This is a genomic window from Amycolatopsis sp. NPDC059235 (assembly GCF_042754125.1).
GTDB classification, from domain to species: Bacteria; Actinomycetota; Actinomycetes; order Mycobacteriales; family Pseudonocardiaceae; genus Amycolatopsis; species Amycolatopsis albidoflava.
The window spans coordinates 16310-41645 of the sequence record NZ_JBHZAG010000013.1; the positions used below are offsets into that span (position 1 = coordinate 16310).

Below are 25336 nucleotides of genomic sequence, written 5' to 3' on the forward strand. Positions count from 1 at the left end.
TCACCATTACCAGGCTATTTGTGCAGCTTGGCCGCCCATTCAGAGCACCGACCCGTCGAGCGGAAGCTCCGCGGGCGTCGGCAGCGGCGCGGCCGTCTCCGTGCGGAACGACTGCAGCAGATAACCGGCGAGCCGCCGCGACGCCGCCGGAGCCGCGGCTCCCGCGCCCGACCGCAGCCCGCCGTTCGCCAGCAAGATCAACGACAGGTCGGAAACCGCGAAGTCGGCCCGCAGCGCACCGGCTTCCTGCGCCCGGCGGATCAACTCGGTGAACCCCCGCAACGCGTGGTCCCGCAGCTCCGCGAAACGCGCCTGATCCGGCAGCGCGGTCACGATCGCGGCGGAGAAACCGTGGTTGCGTGCCTGCATCGCACACACTTCCTCGATCACCCGGCAAAACCCGCGCCACGGGTCGGGGTCGGCGAGCGCCTCGTCGAGCATCCCCGCGCATTCGGCCATCGGCTCGGCGAAGGCTTCGGCGACGAGATCGGCCTTGGTCGGGAAATGGCGGTACACCGTGGCCACGCCGAGCCCCGCGCGGCGCGCGAGTTCGCTCATCGACACGTCCAGGCCCTCGGTCTCGAAGGTGCGCTTCGCGACCTCGAGAATCTGCGCGCGATTGTGGGCGGCGTCGGTGCGCAACCGAGTCGATTTTTCCGGCACTCTCTCACTTTACGCGAATCGGAAGACCCCTTCCACTTTCCGTGCTAGAAGTGGAACATGCCTTCCACTTCGATGCGAGCCATCACCTACGACCGCTACGGACCGCCGGAAGTCCTGCGCGAGACCACGGTCCCGACACCAGTGCCCGGTCCCGGCGAAGTCCTCGTCCGGGTGCGCGCGCTCTCGGTCAACGGCGGCGAACTCTCCATGCGGTCCGGGAAGCTGCTTCCGTTCAGCGGCAAGCGTTTTCCCAAGCGGATCGGCGTGGACCTGGTCGGCGAGGTGGTGGAACCCGGGACGAGCCGGTTCGCCGTCGGCGACCTCGTCTGGGGCGGCGGGCGGCGCATGGGCACTGCCGCCGAGTACTACGTGATGGCCGCGGATCGGCTGGACCACGTACCCGCCGGCCTCGATCCCGCGCAAGCCGCGTCGCTGACCGTGGGCATCACCGCGATTACCGCGCTGCGCGACAAAGCCCATCTCAAGCCCGGAGAACGCCTGCTGATTCGCGGCGCGACCGGCGGGGTCGGTTTTGTGGCGACGCAGCTCGGCACAGCGATGGGCGCACACGTGACCGGGCTGACGAGCGCCAAAAACCTGGAACTGGCAAGGGAACTCGGGGCGGATGTCGCACTCGACTACCGCGATCCCGGCGACCTGGGGAAGTTCGACGTCATTCTCGACACCGTCGGCCGCGACCTCGACACGTTCCGGCGGCTGCTGACCCCGCGCGGGCGGATGGTCGCGATCGCGTTCGACCTCGACCGTCCGGCCCGCTCGGTCGGTTATGTCGCGGCGAACTCGCTACGCCCGAAGCGGTGGGTGCGCGGTTTCAGCGGGAACCCCAAGGCGGATCTGCTCGCTGATCTGAGCCGGTGGGTCAATGCCGGGTTGGTGCGGCCGTTGGTAGACCGGGTGTTTCCGCTGGCGGACATCGCCGAGGCACACCGCACGCTCGAAAACGGCGGTGTGCGCGGCAAAATCGTCGTCGAGGTCTAGCGAGGCGGGCTGGACGCCTGCGCCCAAAACCGCTGCGGCACCCGTCCCGCGCCCCGCGCCAGATACCCCGCCTCCACGGCGCTCCGCATCGCCAACGCCATCCGTTCCGGATCCGCGGCCCGGGTCACCGCCGTCGACAGAAGCACCGCCGAGCAGCCGAGTTCCATGGCCAGCGTCGCGTCCGAAGCGGTACCGATCCCAGCGTCCAGCACGATCGGCACCGACGCGCGCGAGACGATCAGCTCGATGTTGTGCGGGTTCCGGATGCCCAGCCCGGTGCCGATCGGGGCGCCGAGCGGCATCACCGCGGCGCAGCCCGCCTCCTCGAGACGGAGGGCGAGCACCGGGTCGTCGTTGGTGTAGGCGAACACCGTGAATCCGTCCGCCACCAGGCGTTCGGCGGCTTCGAGCGTCTCCAGCGGATCGGGCAGCAGCGTCCGGTCGTCGGCGTGCACCTCGAGTTTGATCAGGTTCGTTTCCAGCGCCTCGCGGGCCAGCTGGGCGGTGAGCACGGCTTCGGCCGCCGTCCGGCAGCCCGCGGTGTTGGGCAGCAGCTCGATGTCCAAGCGCCGCAACAGCTCCAGCACTCCGGAGCCGCCCTCGGCGTCGGCTCGGCGCATCGCCACGGTGGTCAGCTGGGTGCCCGACGCGACCAGCGCGCGTTCCAGCACCTCGAGATTCGCCGCGCCACCGGTGCCGATGATCAATCGCGACGACAGCTTGTGTTCGCCGATGATCAGGTCGTCCATGCTCAACCTCCTTGAACCGCGGTCAGCACTTCGAGGTTCGCGCCCTTCGGCACGACCGCTTCTTCCCATTCGCCACGCCGCACGACCTCGCCGTTGACCGCGACGGCCACGCCGCGGCGCTCCGCTCCCAGCGCGTCCAGGACCGCGGAAACGGTGCTGTCGTCGGGAAACTCCCGCCACTCGCCGTTGACCTTGATCTCCATCAGACTCGCTCCTTCTCGACCAGCCGGGCGGGCGTCGCCGCGGCGACCTCCGGCGACGGGGCTTCGCCGGCCAGCCACGCGACCACGGCGTCCGCGGTCGCGGGTGCCATCAGCAAACCGTTGCGGTGATGTCCTGTCGCCGCGTACACGCCTTCGCTCACTTCGCCGATGTACGGCAAAGCGTCACGGCTAGCGGCACGCAGTCCAGCGGCGACTTCCACCAGCTCGTACTCCGTGATGCCGGGCAGAATCCGCTCCGCGTTCTCCAGTAGCTCACGTACGCCGCGCGCGGTGACAGCTTGGTCGAAACCCGCTTCGTACTGCGTCGCGCCAAGAACCAGTTCGCCGTCTTCTCGTGGTACCAGATAGATCGGCCGTCCCTCGACCATCGCGCGCACCGTGTACGGCGGAGGCGGCAGGCAGCCCCGACGCGGACGCAATCGCAGAATCTCGCCCTTCAGCGGACGTACAGCGTGCTCCAGCAACGGATGCAGCTGGCCGGTCCACGCCCCGGCGGCAAGGATCACCGGGCCGGAGACTTCGGAGAGGTTCTTGAGCCGTTCCCGACGGAACTCGACCCCACGCTTCGTAGCCGCTTCGCTCAGCGCTGTGAGCAGTTTCCGGTTGTCCACGGCTAAATCGCCGGGCACATGCAGGCCGCTGCGAACCGCGCCAAGCCCTGGCGCGAGCCGCTTCGCCGCACGCCCGGTGAGCGTCTCGACGTCGCGCCCGAGCGAACGCAGGTACCCGGCGAGGATGTCGAGGTGCCCGGCGTCGGCGCTGTCGAACCCGACGACGATCGTGCCGTGCTCGGCCAGCCCGGGATCGGTCCCTTCGGCGGCTAACTCCCGCGCGAAACTTGGCCAGCGTCGCAGCGACGCTTCGCCCAGGCTGAGCACGGCTTCCTCGCCCGGCCACGCCTCGGTGACCGGGGCGAGCATCCCGCCGGCCAGCCAGGACGCGCCGCCGCGCACGGGATCCGGGTCGACGACCGTGACGCGCCATCCCTGGGCGGCCGCGCGCCAGGCCGCGGACAGCCCGATGACGCCGCCGCCGACGACAGTGACGGTTGTGGTGCTGGTGTTCACAGTGGAATCACGCTCCCTGCGCCGGCATGACCCGGATCAGGTTCCACGGTCGGAGCGGCAGCTCCCTCTCAGCCCGTGCCTCGGGCTCCCGTGCGGACTCCCACACCGTAGCGCGCGGGTAACGTCACCGCCATGCCTGCCTTGACCGGAGACCAAATTCGCACCCGTCTCGCCGACGCCCGGCTGTACTTGTGCACCGACGCGCGCACCTCGCGTGGGGACCTCGCCGAGTTCGCGGACGCCGCGTTGGCCGGTGGCGTCGACATCGTGCAGCTGCGGGACAAGACTGGCGGCTCGCCGCTGGAGGCCAAGCAGGAGATCGCCGCGCTGGAAGTGCTGGCGGAGGCCTGCGCACGGCATGGCGCACTGCTGTCGGTGAACGACCGAGCGGATGTGGCACTGGCGGTGGGGGCGGATGTGTTGCATCTGGGGCAGGACGACATCCCGGTCTCGCTGGCGCGGCGAGTGCTGGGCGACGACGTGGTGATCGGCCGTTCCACCCATTCGGAGGAGCAGGCCGCGGCTGCGGCGGCGGAGACCGGCGTGGACTACTTCTGCACCGGCCCGTGCTGGCCCACCCCGACGAAACCCGGCCGGTTCGCGCCGGGGCTGGGCTTGGTCCGGTCTACCGCGGCTCTCGGGACGGAGCGGCCTTGGTTCGCGATCGGCGGGATCGACGAGGCCCGGTTGCCGGAGGTGCTGGACGCGGGGGCTTCCCGGGTTGTCGTCGTCCGGGCGATCACCGAGGCGGCGGATCCGAAGGCCGCCGCGGAGGGGCTGAAGGCCCGGCTTTCGTAACGGACTCAGGTGGGCCGTGAGGGGAACCCTGAGGGACTCAGAGTCTGTGAAGGTTCCCCTCACGGACCGCCGCGGGGAGTTACTCGCCCGCGTTTGACGGGACTGCGGGGGCGGTCGGCGTCTGGCTGGTCGCGGGGGCCTGTGAACTCGTGGGCGGGTTCGAGGACGTGGACGGCGGGCGCGTCTGCTGCGTCGGCTGCTGGGAGGACGGCGGAGCGCTCGGCGTCGTGGTCGGAGTGGACGTCGGGTTGTTCTGCTTCGACTCACCGGGCGGGGGTGTCTGCGGTGCGGTGCTCGGCGTGTTGTCCGGATGATCGTCCCGCTGCTGGCTGGTATCCGGCTGCCGGGGAATCAACCCGGTGGACACACTCCCCTTGGTCGTCCAATCCAGACCGAGCAAGACAACCAACGCGACGACGAACGCCACCACGCTAGAAGCGATGATCAACGGCCACCGCATCTTGCGCAGCTTCTCGCCCAGGCTGTCGGACTTCTCCGGTTCAGTCGGCTTCAGCTCGGACAACCGAACCGTAGGCATATTCGCCAAATCGGCGGGCAGGTACACCGTCGGCGCCTCGCCAGGATTCGCCGACGCCACGTCGTCAACCGGCACCCGCACCGGGGCGATCGCGCCGCGACTGCGCCGCCCAGCCGTTTCCATGGCCTTCCGCGCGGCATCACGAGTCTTCTGCAGAGAACGCAGGTACAACTCACCGCCGACCGTGCTGACCACGCTGGCCACTCCGGCGCCGATGACTGTCCCCGCGACCCCCAGCGTCGAACCCAGCAACGCGGCGGTGACCGCCGCCAGCGCCGCGGCGAGCACCGAGGTCGTCCGGAGTTTCTTCTTGTCCTCCGCGGTTTCCTTCTGCTCCTCGCTCATGATTCCGATCTGATCGTTCCCGGTCGTTGTCCCTGTTTCTTCAACGGTTAAGTCGCCTGAGACGCTCCCTTCGTTGCCCCGGCGTGAGGGACGCCACGTTGACTGTCCAAAATGGATAGACTAAAGCTCACACTTTCCTGACATACTCGCCTCATGCACCTCGTGACGATCTCCGACATCGAAGCCGCGGCCGAGCGGGTGAAGGGCACCGCGGTGCACACCCCGCTGCTGCGCCAGCTCTGGGTTCCCGGCGAATTCTGGGTGAAACCCGAGAGCCTGCAACCGATCGGCGCGTTCAAGATCCGCGGCGCGTACAACGCGATCGCCGCACTCACCGACACCGAACGGAAACGCGGCGTGGTCGCGTATTCGAGCGGCAACCATGCGCAAGCAGTCGCCTACGCCGCGCGCGAATTCGGGATTCCCGCGGTGATCGTGGTGCCGGACGTGACTCCGCGGCTGAAGGTCGAAGCCACTCTTCGCTGGGGTGCGGAAGTCCGCGAAGTGCCGATCGCGGAACGGGAATCGGCGGCGCTCGCGCTCGCCAAGGAACGCGGTCTCACGCTGATCCCGCCGTTCGACCACCCGGACATCATCGCCGGGCAAGGCACCGTCGGCCTCGAGATCGCGGAAGACCTGCCGGACGTCGAGACCGTGCTGGTGCCGGTCAGCGGCGGCGGCTTCGCCTCCGGGGTCGGCACCGCGATCAAGGCGAAGTGCCCGAACGCGAAGGTTTACGGCGTCGAGCCGGAACTGGCCGGCGACACCGCGGCCAGTCTCGCCGCGGGCGAGATCGTGGACTGGCCCATCGCCGAACGCGCCCGCACCATCGCCGACGGCCTGCGCGCGCAACCGTCCGAGCTCACGTTCGCGCACCTGCGGCACGTCCTGGACGGCGTGATCACCGTGACCGAGGACGAAATCCGCGACACTGTCCGCGCCCTGGCCCGGCAAGGCCGCCTGGTCGCCGAGCCAAGCGGGGCCACCGCCCCGGCCGCGTACCTGCACCACGCGGACGAGCTCCCCGACGGACGCACCGTCGCGGTCGTCTCCGGCGGGAACATCGATCCGGCGATGCTGGCCGAGCTGCTCGCCTAGACCGCGCCCCAATGCCACATTGGGTGCATCTGACGCACCCAAAGTGGCGTTCGGTGCGTCCAGCGCACCCAAAGTGGCATTGGGGCGATTAACGGGACTGCGCCGGTCACCAGTTGACGGTCTGACCCTGGCGGTCCAGGTAGTGCAGCCCGCCCTTGCCCGTCCAAGCCTCGATCGTGTCGGCGACGCCGGGGATGCTCTCGTCGACAGTCAGCCGCGCACCCGGCCCGCCCAGGTCCGTCTTCACCCAGCCGGGCGCCAGGAGCAGCAGCGTGCGCGGGTCGTCGGCGTGCCGGGCGGCGAAGCTGCGCATGAGCTGGTTCAACGCGGACTTGCTCGCCCGGTAGACCTCGAAGCCGCCATTGGTGTTGTCGGCGACGCTGCCCTGGCCTGACGACATCACCCCGATCGTGCCGGTCGCGGGGACCAGGTCCTGCAGGGTCTCGACGACGCGCATCGGGCTCAGCGCGTTGGTCACCATGACCTGGGCGAAGTCCTCGGTGGACACGTCGGCGAAGGTGGCCGACGGGTCGGTCGTGTAGTTGGTTCCGGCGTTGACGAACAGCAGGTCGAACGTCGTCCCGGCCAGCCGTTCGCGCAGCGCCGCGACCTGTTCGGGCACCGCGATGTCGACGGTCTCCACCGTCAGCCCGGCCAGCTCGTGCAGCGCGGAGGGCGTGCGCTCGGTCGCGGTGACCTGCCAGCCGCGGCGGAGGAACTCGGCGGCCAGCGCGTAGCCCAGCCCCCGCGACGCCCCGATGATCAGCGCGTTCTTGCCTGCGGTCATGGCCGCCTCCTTAGCTATCATCTGATAGCTAAGCTACGCCGTCGAGGAGATACCTGTCAAAAGATAGCTATGCTGGCCAGGTGAAAGACGATCAGCTCTTCGAGCTCGCCGACCTGATCCTCGCGGTGGCCCGGCACATCAACGCCGCCAAGGAAGCCGACGCCGAGTCGGGGACGCCGCTGGAAGGCGCGGTGATGCGGTTCGTCGACCGGCACCCGGGAACCACGGTCAACGCCGCGGCCGAGGCCACCCAGATGATCTCCAGCAACGTCAGCCGGGCCGTCCGCGGCCTGGAGAACAAGGGCCTGCTGCGCCGGGAGTCCGACCCCGACGACGCCCGGCGCGTCCGCCTCTACCCCACCGAAAAGGCGGCGGAGAACCTGCAGCGGCTGCGCGACAGCTGGTCCGCACTCCTCGACGGCACGTTCACCGATGCCGAAGAGGCCGGCACCTTGATCACGGCGTTGCAGCGCATCGAGACCCGGCTAGTCGCCCGCTCCCGCGGCTGATCCGCGCAACCGGGCCAGCACCGCGTCCAGCCCCTGCCGCACTGCCTCGGGCACCTCTTCAGCCCGAAGGTGAGTCAGCAACTGCTCGTTGATCCCGCCCGGAGTCATATGCCGGGCAGTCAGCTCCGCCAACGGCCCGCCACCGGCCAGTGATTTCCCGACCTGCGCGAAGATGTGCGCCACATACGCCGAAGCCACCTCAGCCTCGACCCCCTGCGCGCTCATCCACCCGGCGATAGTCGCCAGATAGTCCAGATGCGCGGCGAACGTCGACGTAGCCGCGCTGAACGCTTCCAAACCCGGCTCGTCGCGAGGCACCACCACCCCGCCCACGCGCTCGAACAACTCCCGCGCGACACCGTCCTCCGGATACATCGCCGTCAGGCTCTGCCGCTGCGCCGCCTGCGGCAACGGAATCGACCGCACTACCCGCGAAGCCGGTGCGACCAGCTCCCGCAACTGCTCCACCCGCACGCCGGCCACCGCGCTGATCACCGCGTGCTCCGGCCGGAAAGTCAGCTCAGCGACCACTTCCCGCAAGACCGGCGGCCGCACGGCCAGCACCACCGTGTCCGCCTGATCAAGCACTTCCTGGTTGCTCGCGCACACCCGCACGTCCGGATAGCGAGCGGCCAGCGCCGCGCTGATCTCCCGCGAACGCGGCGACAACGCGACCGGCAAGCTCCCGTCGAGCCCGGTCACGATGGCAGCGGTCAGCTCACCGGCACCGACAAACCCCAGCACACTTCCCCCACCGAAAGATCAGCGACGCCCGCCTGGATGGACGTGCGTGGGCGGCCCTTCCACCCCGCAATGCAGACAATCCCCGGGATGCGGCGCGTCATCCGGCTCGACGGCGCCGAGCACCCCGTTGTGAATTCCCAACGCGATAAGCCCGCCGGCGATCGCGAGCACCGCGCAGATGACCAGCGCCGTCTGCCACCCGGCAGTCAGCGCGACCGGATCCCGATACGCCGAACCCGTCAAACCAGCCGCGGCGGGCAAAATCGCCACCGCCAGAAGTCCACCCGATCGGGCGATCGCATTGTTGACCCCGGACGCGACCCCGGCGTACCGGTCCGGCGCGGCGGCCAGCACCGTCGCGGTCACCGGAGCGACCACAGTGGCCAGTCCGAGCCCGAACACCGCCACCGCGGGCAGCACCGACCCGAGGTACGACGACCCCGGCCCGACCCGCGTCAGCAGCAGCATCCCGACGCCGACCACGATCGGCCCGACCACCAGCTGCAGCCGCGGCCCGATCCGCTGCGCGAGCGCCCCCGACCGGCCGGAAAGCAGCAGCATGATCACCGTGATCGGCAATCCGGCCAGCCCGGCGAGCGTCGGCGAATATCCCAGCGACACCTGGAGTTGCAGAACCAGCAGCATCATCACGCCGCCGAGCGCCGCGTAGACCACGAACGTCAGCGCGTTCGACAGCGTGAACGTCCGGTCGCGAAACAACGAGGGCGGCACCAGCGGTTCGGCAGCACGGTGCTGGAGCCAAAGAAACAACCCCAGCCCGGCGACGCCGACCACCAACGCGACCAGCACGACCGGATCGCCGATCCCGCGCACCGGCGCCTCGACCAGCGCACCGGTGACCCCGGCCAGCCCGAGCGCCCCGACCGCCGCGGCGACGTAGTCCGGATGCCCGGTCGCCGCGGTATCCCGCGACTCCGGCACGAATCGCCGCGCCATCAGCACGACGACCACCGCGAGCGGCAGGTTGATCAGGAACGCGAGCCGCCACGACCACGCCTGCACCAGCAGTCCGCCGAGCAACGGCCCGACCGCCGCCGCGATCCCGCCGAGCCCGGACCACGAGCCGATCGCGCGCGCCCGGTCCTCGTGCGAGAACGACGACTGCAGGATCGCCAGCGAACCCGGCGTCAGCAACGCCCCGCCGATTCCCTGCAGCACCCGGAACAGCACGAGCAGCTCGGTCGACGTCGCCGCCGCGCACAGCCCGGACGCGAGCCCGAACCACACCACGCCGACCAGGTACACGCGCCGCCTGCCGTAGCGGTCGCCGAGCGACCCGGCGACCAGGATCAGCGCGGCCAGCGCCAGCAGGTAGCCGTCGAGAATCCACTGCAGACCGGCGACCGACGCGCCGAGTTCCTCGCCGATCCGGGGCAGCGCGACGTTCACGATGGTGCCGTCGAGCATCGCCATCCCCGAACCGAGGATGGTCGTCCAGAGCACGCCGCGAGCCGCGGGCGTGCCCCAGCGGATGCCAGTGTCCCCCGCGATGCTCACGCGGTCAGGGAAGCAGCGTGGTGACGAACTTGTACCGGTCGCCGCGATAGACCGCGCGGGCGAACTCGACCGGCTTGCCGTCGGTGGCGAACGAATGCCGGGTCAGCATCATCACCGGCATGCCGACGTCCGCGCCGAGGATCTCCGCTTCCTGCGGCCCGGCCAGCGACGTCTCGATCGTCTCCTCCGCGCGCTCCAGCTCGACGCCGTAATGCTCGCGCAGCACCGCGTACAGCGAACCGCCCGCGGTGATGTGCTTGCGCAGCCCGCGGAACCGGCCGAGCGGCAGGTGCGTGGTCTCGAGCGCCATCGGCTGGCCGTCGGCGAGCCGGAGCCGGCGCAGCCGCAGGATCTTCGCGCCGTTGCGCAGCTGAAGCAGCTTCGTCATCTCGCCCTCGACCGGCAGCTCTTCGAGCTCCAGCAGCTGGGACGACGGCTTCAGGCCCTGCTTGCGCATGTCCTCGGTATAAGAGGACAGCTGCAGCCGCTGCGCGAGCTTCGGCTCGGCGGCGAACGTGCCCTTGCCCTGGACGCGGTGCAGTCTGCCCTCGGCGGTGAGATCCGCCAGCGCCTGGCGCACAGTGGTGCGCGAAACGGTGAATTCTCCCGCCAGCGCCCGCTCGGTCGGGATCGGCGATCCCGGCGGCAGTGCGTCGAGCAGGTCCAGCAGATGCTGCTTCAGCGCCCAGTACTTGGGTTCGCGCTGCCCTCGCGCAGCAGTCCCCGCCTCGCTCGCGGGGGGTGTCTCCAGCATGCCCGGCTCCCTCAGTCTTCCCACATTAAACGCGCCACTGCCCCGTGAGGAAACGTACCCTTCTCCCGACCCGCTCCGCCCGGCTAGCATTGGTCTAGACCTGACCGGACGCCGCTCAGCACACCGGGACCCCCGTCCCGGCGGAGAGGAAAGTGATGACCCAACTACGTCCCGGCGAGCACATGGCCGCGGAAATCTCGGAGCAGCCCAGCGTTCTCGCCGGGCTGGTCGAGCGGCGGTCCGGCATCGCAGAAGTCGCGGAAAAGATTTCACAGAACCCGCCGAGGTTCGCTCTGCTCGCCGCTCGCGGTTCGAGCGACCACGGCGCGCTGTACGCGAAATACCTGATCGAGGTACTCCTCGGCCTGCCCGCGGGGCTCGTGTCGCCGTCCACCGCGACGCTTTACGGCGCTCGCCCGGACCTGCGCGACGTGCTCTTCATCACGGTCAGCCAGAGCGGCGGTTCGCCGGACTTGATCGAGGTCACCGAGGCCGCCCGCCGTCAGGGCGCGCTGACCGTGTCGGTCACCAACACCCCGGATTCGCCGCTGCGCGCGGCTTCGGAACTGGGTGTCGACATCGGCGCCGGCCTCGAAAAGGCGGTGGCGGCGACCAAGACGTACTCCGCGACGCTGATGGCGCTGTACCTCTTCATCGACGCGATCCGCGGCGGCAAGGGAGAGGACGCCGAGAAGATCGGCGAACTGGCCCAGCAGACTCTCGACGGTTCCGTCGAAGGCGTGCAGCGCGCGGTGGACCGATATCGCTTTGTCGACCGCGTTCTCACCACTGGCCGCGGCTACTCCTACGCCAGCGCGCTCGAAGCTTCGCTGAAGCTGGCCGAGACGAGCTACCTCGCGGCCCGCGCGTACAGCGGCGCGGACCTGCTGCACGGTCCGGTCGCGGCGGTCGACGGCGAGACCGCCGTGCTCGCCGCCACCAGCCTCGGCCGCGGCGGCGAAGCCATGCGCGAGGTTCTCGAAGCGGTCGGCGAGCGCGGCGCGGACGTGCTCGCGGTCGGTTCGGCGGCCCAGGACGTGCCCGCCGCGCTGCGCATCCCGGTCGCCCCGACCGTCGAGGAATTGGCTCCAGTGCTGGAAATCCTGCCGATCCAGCGGATCGCGCTCGGGCTGTCGCTCGCTCGCGGGGGCAACCCGGACAACCCGCGCGGTCTGCTGAAGGTGACCAAGACCCGGTGAGTCTCGTAGTAGGCGTGGACGCCGGCGGCACCTCGACGCGAGCGATCGCGATCGACGCCGCCGGCGTCGTGCACGGCACCGCGGCGGCGGGCGGCGCGAACCCCAACGCGCATCCGCCCGCGGAGGCGGCGGCCCGGATCGCCGGAGCCATCGAATCCGCTTTGGACGGACGGACCGACGTGCTCGGCGTCGTGGTCGGCATGGCGGGCGAGAGCAAGCTGTCCGACCCGGCGGTCGCGGCGGAGTTCACCGCGGCGTGGGAGCGCATCGGACTCGGCGGCCTCGTCCGCGTCACGGGCGACGCCGAGGTGGCTTACGCCTCCGCGACGGCCGAGCCGGACGGGACTGTGCTCGTCGCGGGCACCGGCTCGATCGCCGGGCGCATCCGCGGCCGCCGGATGGTCGCGACCGCGGGCGGTCACGGCTGGCTGCTCGGCGATGAAGGCTCCGGGTTCTGGCTCGGCCGCGAAGCCGTGCGCGCCACGCTCGCCGCGCTCGAAGGCGACGGCCCGCTCGGCGGATTGGCCGAGGCGGTCCTCGCCGAAGCGTTCGGACCGTCCGCAGTGGACTTGTCGGACCGCTTCGCCGTCATGTGGGAACTGGTGACCCATTCCAACGCGGAACCCCCGGTCCGGCTCGCCCGGTACGCGCCGCTGGTGAGTGCCGCGGCGGTCGCCGGCGAGCCCGTCGCGGAGGAAATCGTCGCGCGCGGCGCCCGGCATCTCGTGCGCGTGGCTCGCGCCACGCGCGAGCCGGGAGAAAAAACTCCGATCGTGCTCGTGGGCAGCGTGCTGGCCGAAAACAGCCCGGCGGGGGCTCGCGTGCGGGCCGAATTCGCCGGTCTCACCGTTCTGACCAGCTCCGATGGCGTGCTCGGCGCGGCGTGGCTCGCGGCGGTGGGAGCGTGGGGCGAGGACACCCCGCGACCATCCCGACGGGTGAATGCCACCAAAACTTGAGCGGAAGAGTCGAAACCGTCGACTCAACCCCTCCGGTCCGGGTACCGTAGGAACCGGCCCCCGGACCCTCCCCCCTCGCCGGGGGCCGCCTTAACTTCCGGGTCCGTTTTCGGACTCGCCCGCACCCGGGTCTTTCGCCAGGCGAAGGCCCGGGTGTTCTGCTGGGAGGCTCCGGTAAAGGACCCAGCCGCTCACCGCCACCGTCGCCGCCACCAGCGGCCAGGACAGCACGGTGCGCGCCACTCCGAGCGCCACCACCTGCCCGGTCCACCACAACAGGCCGTAAACGACCACGCGCAGCAAGTACTGCAGCACCCACACGCCGCTCGCCCACGAGTACGCGCGCAGCAGGGCCGGATCGCGCCGCCAGCGGGTCTTCTGCCCGAGGAGCAGTCCCACGATCACGCCGAGCAACGGCCAGCGCACCGCGATGCTCGCCGCGAACAGCAGCGCGCTCGCCGCGTTCGAGAACAGCTGCAGCAGGAAGAAATCCTCGGCCCGGCCGGTGTGCATCGCGATCAGCGCGGCGATCACCACCGCGGCGAGGCTCACCACCACCGCGCGCGCCTTGTCGCCGCGGATCAGCCGGTACGCGCCCAGCAGCACGGCGACGCCGATCGCGACCCCGGCTCCCCAGGCGATCGACTGGCCGGAGCAGAGCCAGCCGACGACGAACGCGGCGGGCGGGATGCTGGCGTCGATCGCGCCGCGCCGCCCGCCGAGGATCTGCGTGAGCGACTCCCGCGCCGGCCCCTTCGCAGTCTCGTCTGTCACACCTTCCAGACTGCCGCAACTCGCCGCGGACCCCCAGGTCGGGAGACCTACCCCACACGGCGCCTGGTATCGCCCCGATCGTGAGGTTCGTCCCGGTGAAAATGCCGTAATAGGGAGGCGCAAGACCCCGACAAGGTAAGAGACTGTGACATCGCCGCGAACCAGTCGTGTCCGGCGGGAAGGATATGGGGATATCCGACTGTTAGTTGGGGTGTACAACTACATCCGGGACTTCACGGGGAACAGGCGCGCACCAGCGGGAAAGGGGAACCCAGCGTGTACGGGATCAACAGCTACGTAGCCATCGGGGACAGCTTCACCGAAGGCCTCAACGACCATCGGGGCGACGGGACGTTCCGGGGCTGGGCCGACCGGCTCGCCGAGATGCTGGCCGGCGGGGAGCCCGGTTTCCAGTACGCGAACCTGTCGCTGCGCGGCAAGATGCTCGACGAGATCATGGACGAGCAGGTCCCGATCGCCCTGGAGCTGAAGCCCGACCTGGTCACGCTGTGCGCGGGCGGCAACGACGTGATCGTGCCGGGCGCGGACGTCGACGCCATCGCGGCGCGCTTCGAGGCGGGGGTGGCGAAGCTGCGCGCGGCCGGGATCCCGGTGGTGATCTTCAACGGACCGGACACCAAGCAGCTGTCGGTGATGAGCGTGCTGCGCGGCAAGGTCGCGATCTACAACACGCATCTGTGGGCGATCGCGGCCCGGCACGACGCGAAGATGGTCGACATGTGGCACATGGAGCCGCTGCACGACCCGCGCGCCTGGAGCGACGACCGGCTGCACTTCACGCCGGACGCGCACCGCCGGATCGCGCTGCTCACCGCCGAGGTGCTCGGCGTCCCGGTGGACGAGGACTGGCGCGAGCCGTACCCGGCGAGCAGCGAGCCCGCCACCTGGATGACGTCGCGGCGCTCCGACCTCGCGTGGACGAAGATGCACCTGCTGCCGTGGATCCGCCGCCAGCTGCGCGGCGAGTCCATGGGCGACGGCCTGTCGCCGAAGCGGCCGGAGCTGGCTCCGCTCGTGCCGAACGACCCGGCGGGTCTCGATCTCGACGTGCGGGGCAACCTCGACCTGCGGGGCAACGCGACCGCCTCCTGACCGCCGTTCCCTCGACCGTGCCGGTACCGGTAACCACCGGTACCGGCACGCTCGCGAGAGCCACCCGAACGGCGGCCTTTACCAGGTCGCCAAGCCGAGCGGCCCGGCATAGGGTCCCTTTATGTCCGGTGCACGAGGGTGGCTTCGCTTGATCCCCGTCGCAGTGGTGGTCACGGCGCTGCTCGCGGGCATCGTCACTTGGCTGCAGGGCAGCGGAATCCAAGACGACCTCGCCGCGCGATCACGCTCCGCGCTCGACGCGGCCGGTCTCCGCGGCGGCGACGTGAAGTTCTCCGGACGGCAGGCGACCCTCGAAGGGTTCCCGGCCGAGGACGCCGGCCGCGCGCTCGGCATCGTCCAGGGCGTCGACGGGGTCGAGTCGGCGCAGGCCTCCGGCGGTGCCGGGCCGGCACAATCCGCGCCGTCGCCCTCGCCCGAGCCGTCGACGGCACCGCCGGCCAGCCCGCCGCCGAGTTCGTCCGCCCCGCCGTCCGCGCCGCCGACCGACCGCGACGGAATCCAGGCCGAACTGGACCGCAAACTCGCTGCCGCGCCGATCACTTTCGATCCGGACACCGCGCAGCTCACCGATCAAGGCGAGCAGGCCGCGCGCGACCTCGCGCCGTTGCTGCGCGACGCGCCGGACAACTTCCGCTACCGCCTCGTCGGCCGGGTCGCCGACGGTCCGGGCGGGCGCAGCGCGGCGCTGAAGCTTTCCCGCAACCGGGCGCTGGCCGTGATCCGGTTGCTGATCCGCGAGGACGTGCCGCCCGACCGATTGCTCGCGGTGGGCAGCACCACGAGCGCGGGCGGCCCGAGCGGTTCGGGCAGCGGGGACGACAGCGACCGGCGGGTCGAGATCACAGTGGAACAGAGGTGATGGCGGATGCTCTGGCTCTTCGGGCAGATCTGGCTGTGGCTGCTCGTCTCGTTCCTGCTCGGGGCGGCGGTCATGTGGCTGTTCACGCGCGCGTCCCGGCCGAAGGCCGACGCCGACACCGAGGCCGAGCCGTACCGGCCCGCCGTCGCGCCTGCGGAGACACCGGCCGAGGAGACCCGGCACATCCCGCCGGCGAACCCGTACGAGGACTACGAGGAACCGGCGTACCCGCACTACGACGATCAGCCTGAGCGGGTCTACAACGACTATCCGGACGTCGACCCGGACGAGCCGTACAACGGGCAGCACGCGACGCACGACCCGGCCGGGCATCCGCTGCCCGATCCCGAGCCGCGGCTGTCCGGCGAACTGAGCTGGCCCGAGGACGACCAGCGGAGTCCGCACTGGCCGCACGACGAACCCGCGCCCCGCCGACCTGGACGCAGTGGCTGACACCCACCTGGTAGATTCGGCTACGCACGGTAAGCGGGCGCCGAGTGCCCCGGACGACGTCAGGAGGTCCGATGGCGCTTCCGCACTGGACGCCACAGAACCTGCTGCCGCCCGGCCGCCACCACGCCGACCTCGCCGACGTCTACGAGCGGCTGGTCTACGACGCGCCGCACCAGAACGAGCGCGAGATCCTCTTCAGCGCGCTCAACAGCTACCTCGGGGTCGCCCAGCGGGTGATCACGTCCGGGCGGGCCTGGCTCGGCGGCGCGTTCGTCACCCGCACGGCGCATCCGCCGCGCGGGCTCGACGTGGTGCTGCTGCCCGACGAATGGGGCGCGCTGAAGCGGCTCGACGACAGCGGCCGCACCGCGCTGTACGGCCTGCTGACCCTGCGCGGCATCATCGTCGGCCAGCCCGCGATGTACCTCGACCAGATCCAGCCCGTCGGCGGCATGCTCGACGGCTTCCTGTGCCGTCCCGGAGACGAGGACGTGTGGGAATCGGTGTGGGCCGAAGGCGGCAGAGGCGTCCCGGAGATGGTGTGGTGAGGAACGAGTTCCGGCGGATCGCCGACGAGATTCCCGGCGGCACGTGGCTCGACGACCTCGCGCGCGCCTCCGCGATGGCGGCGAACGCGAAGTTCGAGCGCACCTGCCGCGCGCCGCTGCTGCACGTGTCGGTGATCGGCGAAACGCACATCGACGCGTACACCTTTTCCGACATCAGCCGCGCGCTGCAGGACGCGACGGCGAAGATCGGCCACATCATCCGCAATCCGTCGAATGAGGTCACCTTCGTTCAGCAGGCGGACCGCGACAAGGCCCCGTTGATCCAAAAAGGGCAGGCGGGCAACGCGATCTTCTTCGGTTTCCCGGAACCGGCGGTCGACGACGCGCTGATCCACGACGGCATCGAAACGCTGTCCGAGCGCGCGGTGAAGGAACTCTGCGATTTCCTGCCCGCCAACGGTTCCGACGACGGCGCGCTCGACGCGGTGCTGCTGCAGCGCGACACGGTGCGCAACGCGGTCAGCGACGTCGTCAACGCGGTCAGCAAGCACGCCGGCATCGGCATGGCGCTCACGCCCACCGCGGGCGAGCAGGTGACCCGGAGCATGACCACCGAACAGGCCCGGGTGCTGCAGGGCAGCCTGCGCGAATCGCGCGAAGCGGTCGGCTACGAGACAGTGACCGGACGCCTCGACGGCGTGCGCACCCGGCGGCGGATTTTCTATCTGGAACGGGAATCCGGCGGAACCATTCAGGGCGCGGTCGCCCCGGATCTGCTCGACCAGATCAAGGAAAATCTCGATCGCCCGGTGACCGCGCGGTTGCGCGTGGTGCGCACGACGACCATCGACGGACGGCGCGGCAGGCCGGTGCACGAACTTCTCGAGATCACTCCGGAAGTCAGCCTTTTCGATCAGTGAATGGCGCGCGGGGACGACCGCGTCGCCAGGTCAGGGCCGTGGGGTAAGCGCTCGGTCGCTCTTCGGAATCATCGCGAAGTCCTTTTCGGCCAGCAAATGGCGCCGCTTCGCGCAATCCGGCGGGAAATGACCCCGATTGACCGGACGCGGTAAATGAATGACATTATCTCTCGATAACGATTATTCCAACTTCGCGGGCATCTGCGTTAGCGTCTTCGCCAACACAGCGGAAGAGGCACGCATGACGACCGAGCAGCCGTATCCGGCCGCACCCGCACGACACAGCCGGACCACTACTCGCCCTGGTCCGCTCCGTCCATCGACGCAAACGCCGCCCCACCCGCCCCAGCAAGCGCCGTCCCGGAGGCAGGCGAACTGGCCCGGCGGCCTCGGAGTCACGCTCGGCCTCGGCGCGGCCGGTGTCGCGTTCCTGCCGGATTGGGGTTTCCTCGCCTGGCCGCTCGCCGGTGTCGGACTCGTCAGCGGAATTGCGGGAATCGTACTTTCCTCCAAGGGCACAATGCGCGGATTGGGTGTCGCCCTCACCGGAACCGCGCTTTCCGCACTCGCCGTCCTGCTGTGCGGCGCGATGGCGCTGTACCCGTCGATGTTCGGCACCGCGCGGGCGGGCGACCTGCACATCCCGCCGCAGCCGGGCGAGAAGCATTCGGTCGACTTCGTGGTGACCTCGGCGGGCGGCGCGACCGTTCGCTACGGCACGCTGAACGACCAGCGCACCGCGTCCACCCCGCCGAGCACCGACGACTGGCACGGCCACGCGTCTTACAGCGGAGGCGCGCCGATCCTTTCGCTGACCGCGGACACCGCGAACGCGGGCGTGACCAACCAGATCAGCTGCCAGATCCTCGTCGACGGGAAGAAGGTCGCCGAGAGCAGCGGCAGCTCGATCGCGCTCTGCACGTCGAACGTCGAATAGAGCCTGGCGGCCGGCCGGCCTACCCCCATCTCGGCCGGCCAACCGCCACCGAGCCGCTCCTGGCGGCTCTTCCAGGTCCGCGCGGTGCTTGCCGCGGTCCCGCGTCGCCGGCTTCACAGCCTGCCCCTCCCCTAGGGCTCCGCCAGCGTCGCGGCCGACCCTACGCGCGCTGACCGCCCGATGGCTAAGAATCCGCTAAGCGGGCGCGATTATTACAACGCAGACCTGCGAAAACACAGCTGAACGTTGTACAAGAGCGCAGCGCGCCGACTGCCCGCTCACTCCAGGTCCGCCGCTCCCGCGCGGAACCGGCGAACCGCGGCCGCACCTGCCGCGCCGCCGAACGCCAGCGCCTCCGCGGGCACCGCCAAGGCAGCTCCCGACCGGACCGTCGGCCGGCGGGACCGAGTTTGTCCGTGAGGGGAACCTTCAGGGACTCTGATTCCCTGAAGGTTCCCCTCACGGACCTCGGAGACGCAGCCCGCGCCGCCTGAGTTCCGGGCGTCGCCGCTCATCCCAGGTCGGCCGCTTCCTTGCGCAAGTCCTCGACCTGCCGAGGATTCATCCGCTCGTACAACGCGACCGCCCGCCGGTACTGCTCCCGTGCCGGGTCGAGCCGTTCCTGGCCGCGCAGGATCCGCGCCAACGTCACCCGCAGGATGCCCTCCTGCAGCTCGAACTGCCGCGCCACCGCCAGCGACACAGCCTCGGTCGCGTAGCGCTCCGCGGCTTCCAGATCGCCGATGTCCAGATGCAGTTCCGCGAGGTTGTTCAGCGACACCACGGCGTAGCTGTCGTCGCCAAGCTCCCGGTCGATCTTCAGCGACGCCAGCTGGTGGGTGATCGCCTCCGCCGGACGGCCGGCGCGCTTTTCCGTCTCGGCGCAGTTGTTGAGCGCCTGCCCGCGCAGTTCGAGATCGCCGGTGCGTTCGGTCTCCGCGACCGCCTCCAGCAGCCGTTCGATCGCCTCCGCGTAGCGGCCGAGCAGGGTCAGCACGCTGCCCAGGTGGATCTTGGCGACGATGAGCGAACGCCCGTCGAGCCGAGTGGCCAGGCCGACCGCGCGTTCGGCGTCGGCGATGCTGCCCTGCGACAGCTCGAAGGTGAGCGCAATCGCGCAACGGGAGATCAACATCCAGCACTGGCCAAGCGGCTCGTCGGCGGCCTCGGCGGCAGCCAAGCCGAGGTCGACCAGCCGGATCCATTCCTCGTACAGCGGGCAGACGACCCGGTAGGTGTGCGCGACGCGGGCGAGCCGCCAGACGTCGGCGTAGCGGCCGTCGGCGTGTGCGGCGTCCAGCACGGCCAGCAGGTTCGGCCATTCCGCGGCGAACCAGTCCTGCGCCTGGGCGAAGGTTTCCAGCGGCGGCAGCGCGTCCGGCGGCACGAGGCCGGTGAGGTCGAGCGGGTCGACGATGCGCAGCATTTTCCGGCGCGCGGTGTCCGAGGCGGCCTGGTGGTAGCGGATCGCCCGGTCGAGCACCGCCGCGCGTTCCGCCGGGTCCAGTTCGGTTTCCGCGAGCTCGCGCAGATACAGCCGGACCAGGTCGTGCGGGGCGAAGGCGTCGCGCGAGGTTTCGGCGATCAGGTTGTGCGCGGCGAGCGTGCGGAGTTCGCGGCGGGCCTGCGCCACCGGGATCTCCGCGATGGCCGCCGTCAGGTGCGGTCCGGTGTGCCGGGCGGGCACCGCGCCGAGCCGCAGCAGCGTCCTGGCGAGGCTGTCCGGCAGGCCGCGGAACGAGACGTCGAACGCGGCCCGCACGCCGTCGTCGGCTCCGGTCACGTCCAGGCCGGCCAGCCGGGTGCGTTCGTTCCCCAGCTCGCCGACGAGGTCCTTGAGTGTCCACTGTGGACTGGCGGCGAGCCGTGCCCCGGCGATCCGCAGCGCGAGCGGCAGGTAGCCGCACAGCCGGGCCAGCGCGTGGTTGAGGTCGAAGTCCGCGGGCCCGGCCAGTTCCTCGATCACGCTCACCGCGGCTTCCGGCGCGAGCGTGCCGAGCACGCGCAGCTTCGCCGCGTGGGACACCGCCAGCGCCTCCAGCCGCGACCGGCTGGTCACCACCGTCATCGACCGCGCGCCCGGCGGCAGCAGCGGACGCACCTGCTCGGCCGACCGCGCGTCGTCGAGCAGCACGAGCATCCGCCGTCCGGCGATCAGCGAGCGGTACAGCGCGACGCGTTCGTGCACCCGCTCCGGCACCTCGTCGGCGGGCACGCCGAGGCCGAGCAGGAACTGCGACAGCAGATCGCCCGGTTCCAGCGGCGGCTGGTGCGGGTCGAACCCTTGCAGCGCCGCGTACAGCACCCCGTCCGGGAACAGCCGGGCCGCGCGATGCGCCCACCAAATGACCAGCGCGCTCTTGCCGACCCCGGCGGTGCCGGACACGATCACGGTGCTGTCGCCGCGTTCGGCGAGCCCGTCGAGCCACTCCACCTCGGCCTCGCGCCCGGCCAGCGTCGGCAGCGCGGGCGGCAGCTGAGACGGCGCGGCGGCCTGCTCCGGCACCGCGCTCTCCTGCGCGGCGAGATCGTCGTTGAGCACCCGCTCGTGCAGCGAGCGCAGATCGGCGCCGGGTTCGACGCCGAGCGAACCGAGCGTGGCCCGCGAGACGGTGCGGTACAGCTCGAGCGCTTCGCCGCGCCGCCCGGCGTGGTAGAGCGCGCGCATCAACTGTCCGGCGATGCGTTCGGCGAGCGGGTCGGCGCGGACGATCGGGCTCAGCTCCACGATCAGCTCGTCGTAACGGCCGAGGTCCAGATCCGCGTTGACCCTGGCGTAGCGGATCGCGTGCCGCAGCTCGTCCAATTCGGGCGCCCGTACCGAATCGGGCACGCCGGACAGCGTCGGGCCCTGCCACAGCGAGAGTGCTTCGGCGAGCAGTTTCGACGCGCTCTCCGGCGGCTCCAGCGCGGCCTGGTCGAGCAGCGCCCGCGCGCGGTGCGCGTCGATCCGGTCCGGGGAGAGGGAAAGCTGGTAGCCGGGCGGGCGGGTGTTGATCACCGCGACCGGTTCGGGCATCTCCCGCAGCAGACGGCGCAGCTGCGACACGTTGCCGTGCACGATGGTGCGGGCGGTGGCGGGCGGATCGTGGCCCCACAGCGCGTCGATGATCTCCTCGAGCGGCACCACCGTGCCCACGCGCAGCGCGAGCAGCGCCAGCAGCCCCCGCACCCCGGGACCGCCGACAGGTACCGCACGGCTGCCATCGAGCAGTCGCACCGGGCCGAGCAGTTCGACCCGCGCGCCGGCATCGGCCATGCTCGCGCGCACCTCCCAGGCTCACCCCCAGCCAGACAGGTCAACTTACCGTCAGCGGCAGCCCGCAGAAACCGCTCTTTCGTGAATTCGACCCCTGAACAGACGAGTCCGGCCCCGCACCATCAGTCCCGATCTGATGGTGCGGGGCCGGACTCAATGATCGTCGGCCGGGCCGCCAGGGGGCGCGGTCCACCCGTGCATCGCGGCCGTCCGCCCGCGGTTCGGGGGGCTCACCCCGAGCAAGAACCCGGACCGCCGCGGACAACCATGCCTCCGCAGACGAGCTGCGAGGTGGCGACAACGTAACAGGGCGCACATTCTTCGTTACGAGCGACCCGCCGGTTGGCGAAGGTAACGCTGGTCACCGCGTGATCGGCGCGGGGTTGCGGCCCGCGATGAACGACGGCCGCCGCTCGCCGGCGGCGAACGGCTCCTGCAACGCGTTCTCCACGCTGTTGAACACCAGGAAGATGTTCGAGCGCGGATACGGCGTGATGTTGTTCGACGATCCGTGCATGATGTTCGAGTCGAACCACAGCGCCGAACCGGCTGAACCGGTGAACTGGTCGATGCTGTAGTCGGCGGCGAGCTTCGTGATGTCGTCCGGCGACGGCACGCCCACCCGCTGGTCCTTGAGCGAGCTCTTGTAGTTGGCGTCCGGGGTCTCGCCGACGCACTGCACGAACGTGCGCTGGGAGCCCGGCATGACCATGAGCCCGCCGTTGTACGGGTAGTTGTCGGTGAGCGCGATCGAGCAGCTCACCGCACGCGGCGACGGCATGCCGTCCTCCGCGTGCCAGGTCTCGAAATCGGAATGCCAGTAGAAGCCGGTGCCCTTGAAGCCCGGCATGTAGTTGATCCGGCTCTGGTGGATGTAGACATCCGAGCCGAGGATCTGCCGGGCCCGGTCGAGCACCCGCGGATCTCGGATCAGCTCGGCGATCAGGCCGGAGATCTCGTGCACGTCGAAGATCGACCGGACCTCGCCGGTCCGCGCCTCGGTGATGACGCGTTCGTCGTCGCGCAGCTTCTCGTCCGACGACAGCCGGACGACCTCCTGCCAGTACGTCTGGACCTCACCGGGCGAGAGCAGTCCGTCGACGACCGTGTAGCCCTTGGCGTCGTGATTCGCCAGGGTCGCGGCGTCGATCGGGCCGTCAGCCTCGGTACCCCACACAGTGGGGTGCACGCGCGGAAGGTGCTCCGGCGTACCGGTGATCCGGGTCGGGTAACCGTCGTCGACCCGGGTGTCCATGATCGTCACAGTGGCTCGCCTCCAGTTCTTCTGGCGTTTCTTCTTTCTCGGGGTGGTGGGAGCGGCTCAGCGTCAGGAGTCTTCGGTGACGAGCGGGTAGACCCCGTTCTCGTCGTGCACCTCGCGGCCGGTGACCGGCGGGTTGAACACGCACACGCACTTGATCTCGGTCTTCGGCCGGACCTGGTGCTTGTCGTGGTCGTTCAGCAGGTACAGCGTGCCGGGCTTGAGCTGGTGCACCTCGCCGGTCGCGAGGTCCTCGATCTCGCCTTCACCGGAAGTGATGAAAACGGCCTCGATGTGGTTGGCGTACCAGAAGTCGTTCACCGTGCCCGCGTACAGCGTGGTCTCGTGCACCGAGAAGCCGACGCCCTCCTTCGCGAGGATGATGCGCTTGCTTCGCCAGTTCTCGGTCTTGATGTCAGCGTCGGTGTCGGTGATCTCGTCGAGCGTGCGGACCAGCAAGTGAAGGGCTCCTTCTTGTTCTTCGGGGCGGTTACTTCAGAACGGCGGCGATGGATTCCTCGATGATCGCGAGGCCTTCGCTCAGTTCTTCGTCGGTGAGGGTAAGCGGCGGCAGCAGTTTCATCACTTCGCCGTCCGGACCGGAGGTCTCCATCAGCAGGCCGCGCTCGAAGGCCTCCTTGCAGACCGCGCCCGCCAGGTCGCCGTTGGCGAACTCGAGGCCGCGCGCCAGACCGCGGCCCTTCGCGACGAGGTTCGCCTCCGGGTAGCGCTCCACGAGGTCCTTGAAGGTGCTCGCGATGCGCTCGCCCTTGGCCTTGGTGGACTTCTCCAGTTCGTCGTCGCTCCAGTAGACGCGCAGCGCCTCGGTCGCGGTGACGAACGCCGGGCTGATGCCGCGGAAGGTGCCGTTGTGCTCGCCCGGCTCCCAGACGTCCAGCTCGGGCTTGATCAGCGTGAGCGCCATCGGCAGGCCGTAGCCGCCGATCGACTTCGACAGGCAGACGATGTCCGGCGAGATGCCGGCGTCCTCGAAGCTGAAGAACGGGCCGGTGCGGCCGCAGCCCATCTGCACGTCGTCGAGGATGAGCAGGATGTTGTGCCGCTTGCACAGGTCGTCGAGGCCCTTGAGCCATTCCAGCCGCGCGGCGTTGATGCCGCCCTCGCCCTGCACGCCCTCCACGATCACCGCGGCGGGCTCGTTCAGGCCGCTGCCGGAGTCTTCGAGCAGCTTCTCGAAGTACATGAAGTCCGGCATCGCGCCGTCGAAGTACTTGTCGTACGGCATCGGCGTGGCGTGCACCAGCGGGACGCCCGCGCCGCCGCGCTTCATCGAGTTGCCGGTGACCGACAGCGCGCCGAGCGTCATGCCGTGGAACGCGTTGGTGAAGTTGATGACCGATTCCTTGCCGGTCACCTTGCGCGCCAGCTTGAGCGCGGCCTCCACGGCGTTCGCGCCGCCGGGCCCGGGGAAGACGATCTTGTAGTCCAGTTCGCGCGGGGCGAGGATCTTCTCCTGGAAGGTCTCCAGGAAGTCCCGCTTCGCGACGGTGAACATGTCCAGCGCGTGCGTGACGCCGTCGCGCTGGATGTAGTCGACGAGCGCCTTCTTGAGGTACGGGTTGTTGTGCCCGTAGTTCAGCGCGCCGGCGCCGGCGAAGAAGTCGAGGTAGGCTTTGCCGTCCTCGCTGTAGATCCGGCTGCCCTGCGCCCGGTCGAAGACGACCGGCCATCCCCTGCTGTAACTGCGGACTTCTGATTCGAGCTCTTCGAAGATGCTCATAACGATTTCTTTCGCTCCTACTCGGCGAAATTGACGGGTTATTAGCGGCGCAGCGGCCCGATCCGGTAAAGATCCTCGGGTTCGTGCGCCTCCCCCTGCGGAAAATCAGCGACTTCGAACAACCGGCGGTGTTCCAGATCCGCGTTCCAGCGCTTCGCGAACGACTCGAACAGCCGGATCGACGCCTGGTTGTCCGGAGTGATCGTGGTTTCCAGGTACTGCACGCCCTCGCCGACCAGACGCGTGTACAGACTGTCCAGCAACTGTCCGGCCAGGCCTTTTCCGCGTTGCGACGCGTCGACGGCGACCTGCCACACGAGCGCGACGTCCGGTGCGGACGGCCTTCGGTAAGCGATCACGAATCCGACTGGCTCACCGTCGACGCGGGCGACGACCGAGGTCTCCGCGAAATCCTTGCACCACAACAGGTACGCATACGGCGAGTTGAGATCAAGCTTCTGCGAATCGCGTGCGATTCGCCAGAGAGCGGCACCATCGGCCTTGGTCGGGATTTCGATCAAGTGCTTTCCGGACATAC

At 69.7% G+C, this 25336-nt stretch carries 27 protein-coding genes and 1 riboswitch; of the genes, 12 read left to right on the forward strand and 15 right to left on the reverse strand.

The window, feature by feature from the left end; genetic code table 11:
- Positions 1-39 precede the first annotated feature (39 nt).
- Positions 40-663 carry a TetR/AcrR family transcriptional regulator gene (locus ACFXI3_RS11745; RefSeq protein ID WP_378399491.1) on the reverse strand — a complete coding sequence of 208 codons (624 nt, stop codon included), beginning with the start codon at positions 661-663 and terminating at the stop codon, positions 40-42.
- Positions 664-720: 57 nt separating this feature from the next.
- Between ACFXI3_RS11745 and ACFXI3_RS11750 the strand changes: the two genes are divergently transcribed.
- Positions 721-1662: an NAD(P)-dependent alcohol dehydrogenase gene (locus ACFXI3_RS11750; RefSeq protein WP_378399492.1), complete on the forward strand. Its 942-nt coding sequence runs from the start codon at positions 721-723 to the stop codon at positions 1660-1662.
- Here ACFXI3_RS11750 and ACFXI3_RS11755 read toward each other — a convergent pair.
- From ACFXI3_RS11755 to thiO, 3 genes are all read right to left on the reverse strand, one after another.
- A complete protein-coding gene (locus ACFXI3_RS11755) occupies positions 1659-2411 on the reverse strand; it encodes a thiazole synthase (RefSeq protein WP_037807946.1) in 753 nt (250 codons plus the stop codon). The two genes, ACFXI3_RS11750 and ACFXI3_RS11755, sit on opposite strands and share 4 nt — an antisense overlap.
- Before the next feature lie 2 nt (positions 2412-2413).
- Positions 2414-2614: a sulfur carrier protein ThiS gene (gene thiS, locus ACFXI3_RS11760; RefSeq protein ID WP_344265038.1), complete on the reverse strand. Its 201-nt coding sequence runs from the start codon at positions 2612-2614 to the stop codon at positions 2414-2416.
- Complete coding sequence (gene thiO, locus ACFXI3_RS11765) at positions 2614-3702, reverse strand: glycine oxidase ThiO (RefSeq protein WP_378399493.1); 1089 nt, start codon at positions 3700-3702, stop codon at positions 2614-2616. Before thiO ends, thiS begins: the two co-directional genes overlap by 1 nt.
- Positions 3699-3804: riboswitch (TPP riboswitch) on the reverse strand. Its footprint overlaps the gene before it by 4 nt.
- A 30-nt stretch (positions 3805-3834) precedes the next feature.
- On the opposite strand from thiO, the gene thiE reads away from it, so the two are divergent.
- On the forward strand, positions 3835-4500 hold the full coding sequence (gene thiE, locus ACFXI3_RS11770; protein ID WP_378399494.1) for a thiamine phosphate synthase: 666 nt from the start codon (positions 3835-3837) through the stop codon (positions 4498-4500).
- 79 nt (positions 4501-4579) lie between these two features.
- On the opposite strand, the gene ACFXI3_RS11775 is transcribed toward thiE, so the two are convergent.
- Positions 4580-5383 (reverse strand): hypothetical protein, encoded by an 804-nt coding sequence (locus tag ACFXI3_RS11775; RefSeq protein WP_378399495.1) that lies wholly within the window; start codon positions 5381-5383, stop codon positions 4580-4582.
- A 153-nt stretch (positions 5384-5536) separates the two neighbouring features.
- On the opposite strand from ACFXI3_RS11775, the gene ACFXI3_RS11780 reads away from it, so the two are divergent.
- Complete coding sequence (locus ACFXI3_RS11780; protein ID WP_378399496.1) at positions 5537-6481, forward strand: threonine/serine dehydratase; 945 nt, start codon at positions 5537-5539, stop codon at positions 6479-6481.
- 106 nt (positions 6482-6587) lie between these two features.
- Here ACFXI3_RS11780 and ACFXI3_RS11785 read toward each other — a convergent pair whose 3' ends face one another.
- The gene (locus tag ACFXI3_RS11785) at positions 6588-7268 is read right to left on the reverse strand and encodes an SDR family NAD(P)-dependent oxidoreductase (RefSeq protein WP_378399497.1); all 681 of its coding nucleotides are present in this window, start codon (positions 7266-7268) and stop codon (positions 6588-6590) included.
- Between the two features lie 80 nt (positions 7269-7348).
- On the opposite strand from ACFXI3_RS11785, the gene ACFXI3_RS11790 reads away from it, so the two are divergent.
- A complete protein-coding gene (locus tag ACFXI3_RS11790) occupies positions 7349-7777 on the forward strand; it encodes a MarR family winged helix-turn-helix transcriptional regulator (RefSeq protein WP_378399498.1) in 429 nt (142 codons plus the stop codon).
- Here ACFXI3_RS11790 and ACFXI3_RS11795 read toward each other — a convergent pair.
- Genes ACFXI3_RS11795 through ACFXI3_RS11805 form a run of 3 tightly spaced genes read right to left on the reverse strand, consistent with a single transcriptional unit; the run spans position 7754 to position 10793 of the window.
- Complete coding sequence (locus ACFXI3_RS11795; protein ID WP_378399499.1) at positions 7754-8521, reverse strand: NAD(P)-binding domain-containing protein; 768 nt, start codon at positions 8519-8521, stop codon at positions 7754-7756. The two genes, ACFXI3_RS11790 and ACFXI3_RS11795, sit on opposite strands and share 24 nt — an antisense overlap.
- Before the next feature lie 18 nt (positions 8522-8539).
- Entirely contained in the window at positions 8540-10039 is a 1500-nt protein-coding gene (locus ACFXI3_RS11800) for an MFS transporter (RefSeq protein ID WP_344265062.1), read from the reverse strand.
- Between the two features lie 4 nt (positions 10040-10043).
- Positions 10044-10793 (reverse strand): GntR family transcriptional regulator, encoded by a 750-nt coding sequence (locus ACFXI3_RS11805; RefSeq protein ID WP_009084055.1) that lies wholly within the window; start codon positions 10791-10793, stop codon positions 10044-10046.
- 155 nt (positions 10794-10948) lie between these two features.
- Between ACFXI3_RS11805 and ACFXI3_RS11810 the strand changes: the two genes are divergently transcribed.
- Positions 10949-11992 carry an SIS domain-containing protein gene (locus ACFXI3_RS11810; RefSeq protein WP_378399500.1) on the forward strand — a complete coding sequence of 348 codons (1044 nt, stop codon included), beginning with the start codon at positions 10949-10951 and terminating at the stop codon, positions 11990-11992.
- A complete protein-coding gene (locus ACFXI3_RS11815) occupies positions 11989-12951 on the forward strand; it encodes a BadF/BadG/BcrA/BcrD ATPase family protein (protein WP_344265070.1) in 963 nt (320 codons plus the stop codon). Before ACFXI3_RS11810 ends, ACFXI3_RS11815 begins: the two co-directional genes overlap by 4 nt.
- Before the next feature lie 90 nt (positions 12952-13041).
- Here ACFXI3_RS11815 and ACFXI3_RS11820 read toward each other — a convergent pair whose 3' ends face one another.
- On the reverse strand, positions 13042-13725 hold the full coding sequence (locus tag ACFXI3_RS11820) for a DUF3159 domain-containing protein (protein WP_344265073.1): 684 nt from the start codon (positions 13723-13725) through the stop codon (positions 13042-13044).
- Between the two features lie 276 nt (positions 13726-14001).
- Here ACFXI3_RS11820 and ACFXI3_RS11825 point away from each other — a divergent pair, with 276 nt between their 5' ends.
- The 6 genes from ACFXI3_RS11825 (at position 14002) to ACFXI3_RS11850 (ending at position 18537) form a co-directional block, all read left to right on the forward strand.
- Positions 14002-14838: an SGNH/GDSL hydrolase family protein gene (locus ACFXI3_RS11825; RefSeq protein WP_378399501.1), complete on the forward strand. Its 837-nt coding sequence runs from the start codon at positions 14002-14004 to the stop codon at positions 14836-14838.
- Between the two features lie 148 nt (positions 14839-14986).
- Positions 14987-15718 (forward strand): OmpA family protein, encoded by a 732-nt coding sequence (locus tag ACFXI3_RS11830; RefSeq protein WP_378399502.1) that lies wholly within the window; start codon positions 14987-14989, stop codon positions 15716-15718.
- Between the two features lie 6 nt (positions 15719-15724).
- Positions 15725-16171, forward strand: a complete 447-nt coding sequence (locus ACFXI3_RS11835; RefSeq protein ID WP_378399503.1) for a LapA family protein — start codon at positions 15725-15727, stop codon at positions 16169-16171.
- A 71-nt stretch (positions 16172-16242) separates the two neighbouring features.
- Positions 16243-16719, forward strand: coding sequence for a DUF6932 family protein (locus tag ACFXI3_RS11840; protein ID WP_344265085.1), 477 nt, complete (start codon positions 16243-16245; stop codon positions 16717-16719).
- Positions 16716-17600 carry a hypothetical protein gene (locus ACFXI3_RS11845; RefSeq protein WP_067580198.1) on the forward strand — a complete coding sequence of 295 codons (885 nt, stop codon included), beginning with the start codon at positions 16716-16718 and terminating at the stop codon, positions 17598-17600. Before ACFXI3_RS11840 ends, ACFXI3_RS11845 begins: the two co-directional genes overlap by 4 nt.
- A gap of 241 nt (positions 17601-17841) precedes the next feature.
- Positions 17842-18537 carry a hypothetical protein gene (locus tag ACFXI3_RS11850; RefSeq protein ID WP_378399504.1) on the forward strand — a complete coding sequence of 232 codons (696 nt, stop codon included), beginning with the start codon at positions 17842-17844 and terminating at the stop codon, positions 18535-18537.
- Positions 18538-19048: 511 nt separating this feature from the next.
- Here ACFXI3_RS11850 and ACFXI3_RS11855 read toward each other — a convergent pair.
- The 5 genes from ACFXI3_RS11855 to ectA all read right to left on the reverse strand — a co-directional run bounded on the left by ACFXI3_RS11855 (position 19049) and on the right by ectA (position 25334).
- Entirely contained in the window at positions 19049-21796 is a 2748-nt protein-coding gene (locus ACFXI3_RS11855; RefSeq protein ID WP_378399505.1) for a BTAD domain-containing putative transcriptional regulator, read from the reverse strand.
- Positions 21797-22157: 361 nt separating this feature from the next.
- The gene (gene thpD / locus ACFXI3_RS11860; RefSeq protein ID WP_344265098.1) at positions 22158-23060 is read right to left on the reverse strand and encodes an ectoine hydroxylase; all 903 of its coding nucleotides are present in this window, start codon (positions 23058-23060) and stop codon (positions 22158-22160) included.
- 63 nt (positions 23061-23123) lie between these two features.
- Positions 23124-23516: an ectoine synthase gene (locus tag ACFXI3_RS11865; RefSeq protein WP_093572617.1), complete on the reverse strand. Its 393-nt coding sequence runs from the start codon at positions 23514-23516 to the stop codon at positions 23124-23126.
- 31 nt (positions 23517-23547) lie between these two features.
- On the reverse strand, positions 23548-24798 hold the full coding sequence (gene ectB, locus ACFXI3_RS11870; protein ID WP_344265104.1) for a diaminobutyrate--2-oxoglutarate transaminase: 1251 nt from the start codon (positions 24796-24798) through the stop codon (positions 23548-23550).
- Between the two features lie 41 nt (positions 24799-24839).
- Positions 24840-25334, reverse strand: a complete 495-nt coding sequence (gene ectA / locus ACFXI3_RS11875; protein ID WP_378399506.1) for a diaminobutyrate acetyltransferase — start codon at positions 25332-25334, stop codon at positions 24840-24842.
- Positions 25335-25336 lie beyond the last annotated feature (2 nt).

What these genes read in the sequence shown, in the direction of transcription:
- ACFXI3_RS11750 (WP_378399492.1), top strand. Translation starts at nt 721, where the DNA reads ATGCCTTCCACTTCGATGCGAGCCATCACCTACGACCGCTACGGACCG.
- ACFXI3_RS11755 (WP_037807946.1), bottom strand. Translation starts at nt 2,411, where the DNA reads ATGGACGACCTGATCATCGGCGAACACAAGCTGTCGTCGCGATTGATC.
- thiS (WP_344265038.1), bottom strand. Translation starts at nt 2,614, where the DNA reads ATGGAGATCAAGGTCAACGGCGAGTGGCGGGAGTTTCCCGACGACAGC.
- thiE (WP_378399494.1), top strand. Translation starts at nt 3,835, where the DNA reads ATGCCTGCCTTGACCGGAGACCAAATTCGCACCCGTCTCGCCGACGCC.
- ACFXI3_RS11775 (WP_378399495.1), bottom strand. Translation starts at nt 5,383, where the DNA reads ATGAGCGAGGAGCAGAAGGAAACCGCGGAGGACAAGAAGAAACTCCGG.
- ACFXI3_RS11780 (WP_378399496.1), top strand. Translation starts at nt 5,537, where the DNA reads ATGCACCTCGTGACGATCTCCGACATCGAAGCCGCGGCCGAGCGGGTG.
- ACFXI3_RS11785 (WP_378399497.1), bottom strand. Translation starts at nt 7,268, where the DNA reads ATGACCGCAGGCAAGAACGCGCTGATCATCGGGGCGTCGCGGGGGCTG.
- ACFXI3_RS11805 (WP_009084055.1), bottom strand. Translation starts at nt 10,793, where the DNA reads ATGCTGGAGACACCCCCCGCGAGCGAGGCGGGGACTGCTGCGCGAGGG.
- ACFXI3_RS11810 (WP_378399500.1), top strand. Translation starts at nt 10,949, where the DNA reads ATGACCCAACTACGTCCCGGCGAGCACATGGCCGCGGAAATCTCGGAG.
- ACFXI3_RS11835 (WP_378399503.1), top strand. Translation starts at nt 15,725, where the DNA reads ATGCTCTGGCTCTTCGGGCAGATCTGGCTGTGGCTGCTCGTCTCGTTC.
- ACFXI3_RS11840 (WP_344265085.1), top strand. Translation starts at nt 16,243, where the DNA reads ATGGCGCTTCCGCACTGGACGCCACAGAACCTGCTGCCGCCCGGCCGC.
- ACFXI3_RS11850 (WP_378399504.1), top strand. Translation starts at nt 17,842, where the DNA reads ATGACGACCGAGCAGCCGTATCCGGCCGCACCCGCACGACACAGCCGG.
- ACFXI3_RS11855 (WP_378399505.1), bottom strand. Translation starts at nt 21,796, where the DNA reads ATGGCCGATGCCGGCGCGCGGGTCGAACTGCTCGGCCCGGTGCGACTG.
- ectB (WP_344265104.1), bottom strand. Translation starts at nt 24,798, where the DNA reads ATGAGCATCTTCGAAGAGCTCGAATCAGAAGTCCGCAGTTACAGCAGG.
- ectA (WP_378399506.1), bottom strand. Translation starts at nt 25,334, where the DNA reads ATGTCCGGAAAGCACTTGATCGAAATCCCGACCAAGGCCGATGGTGCC.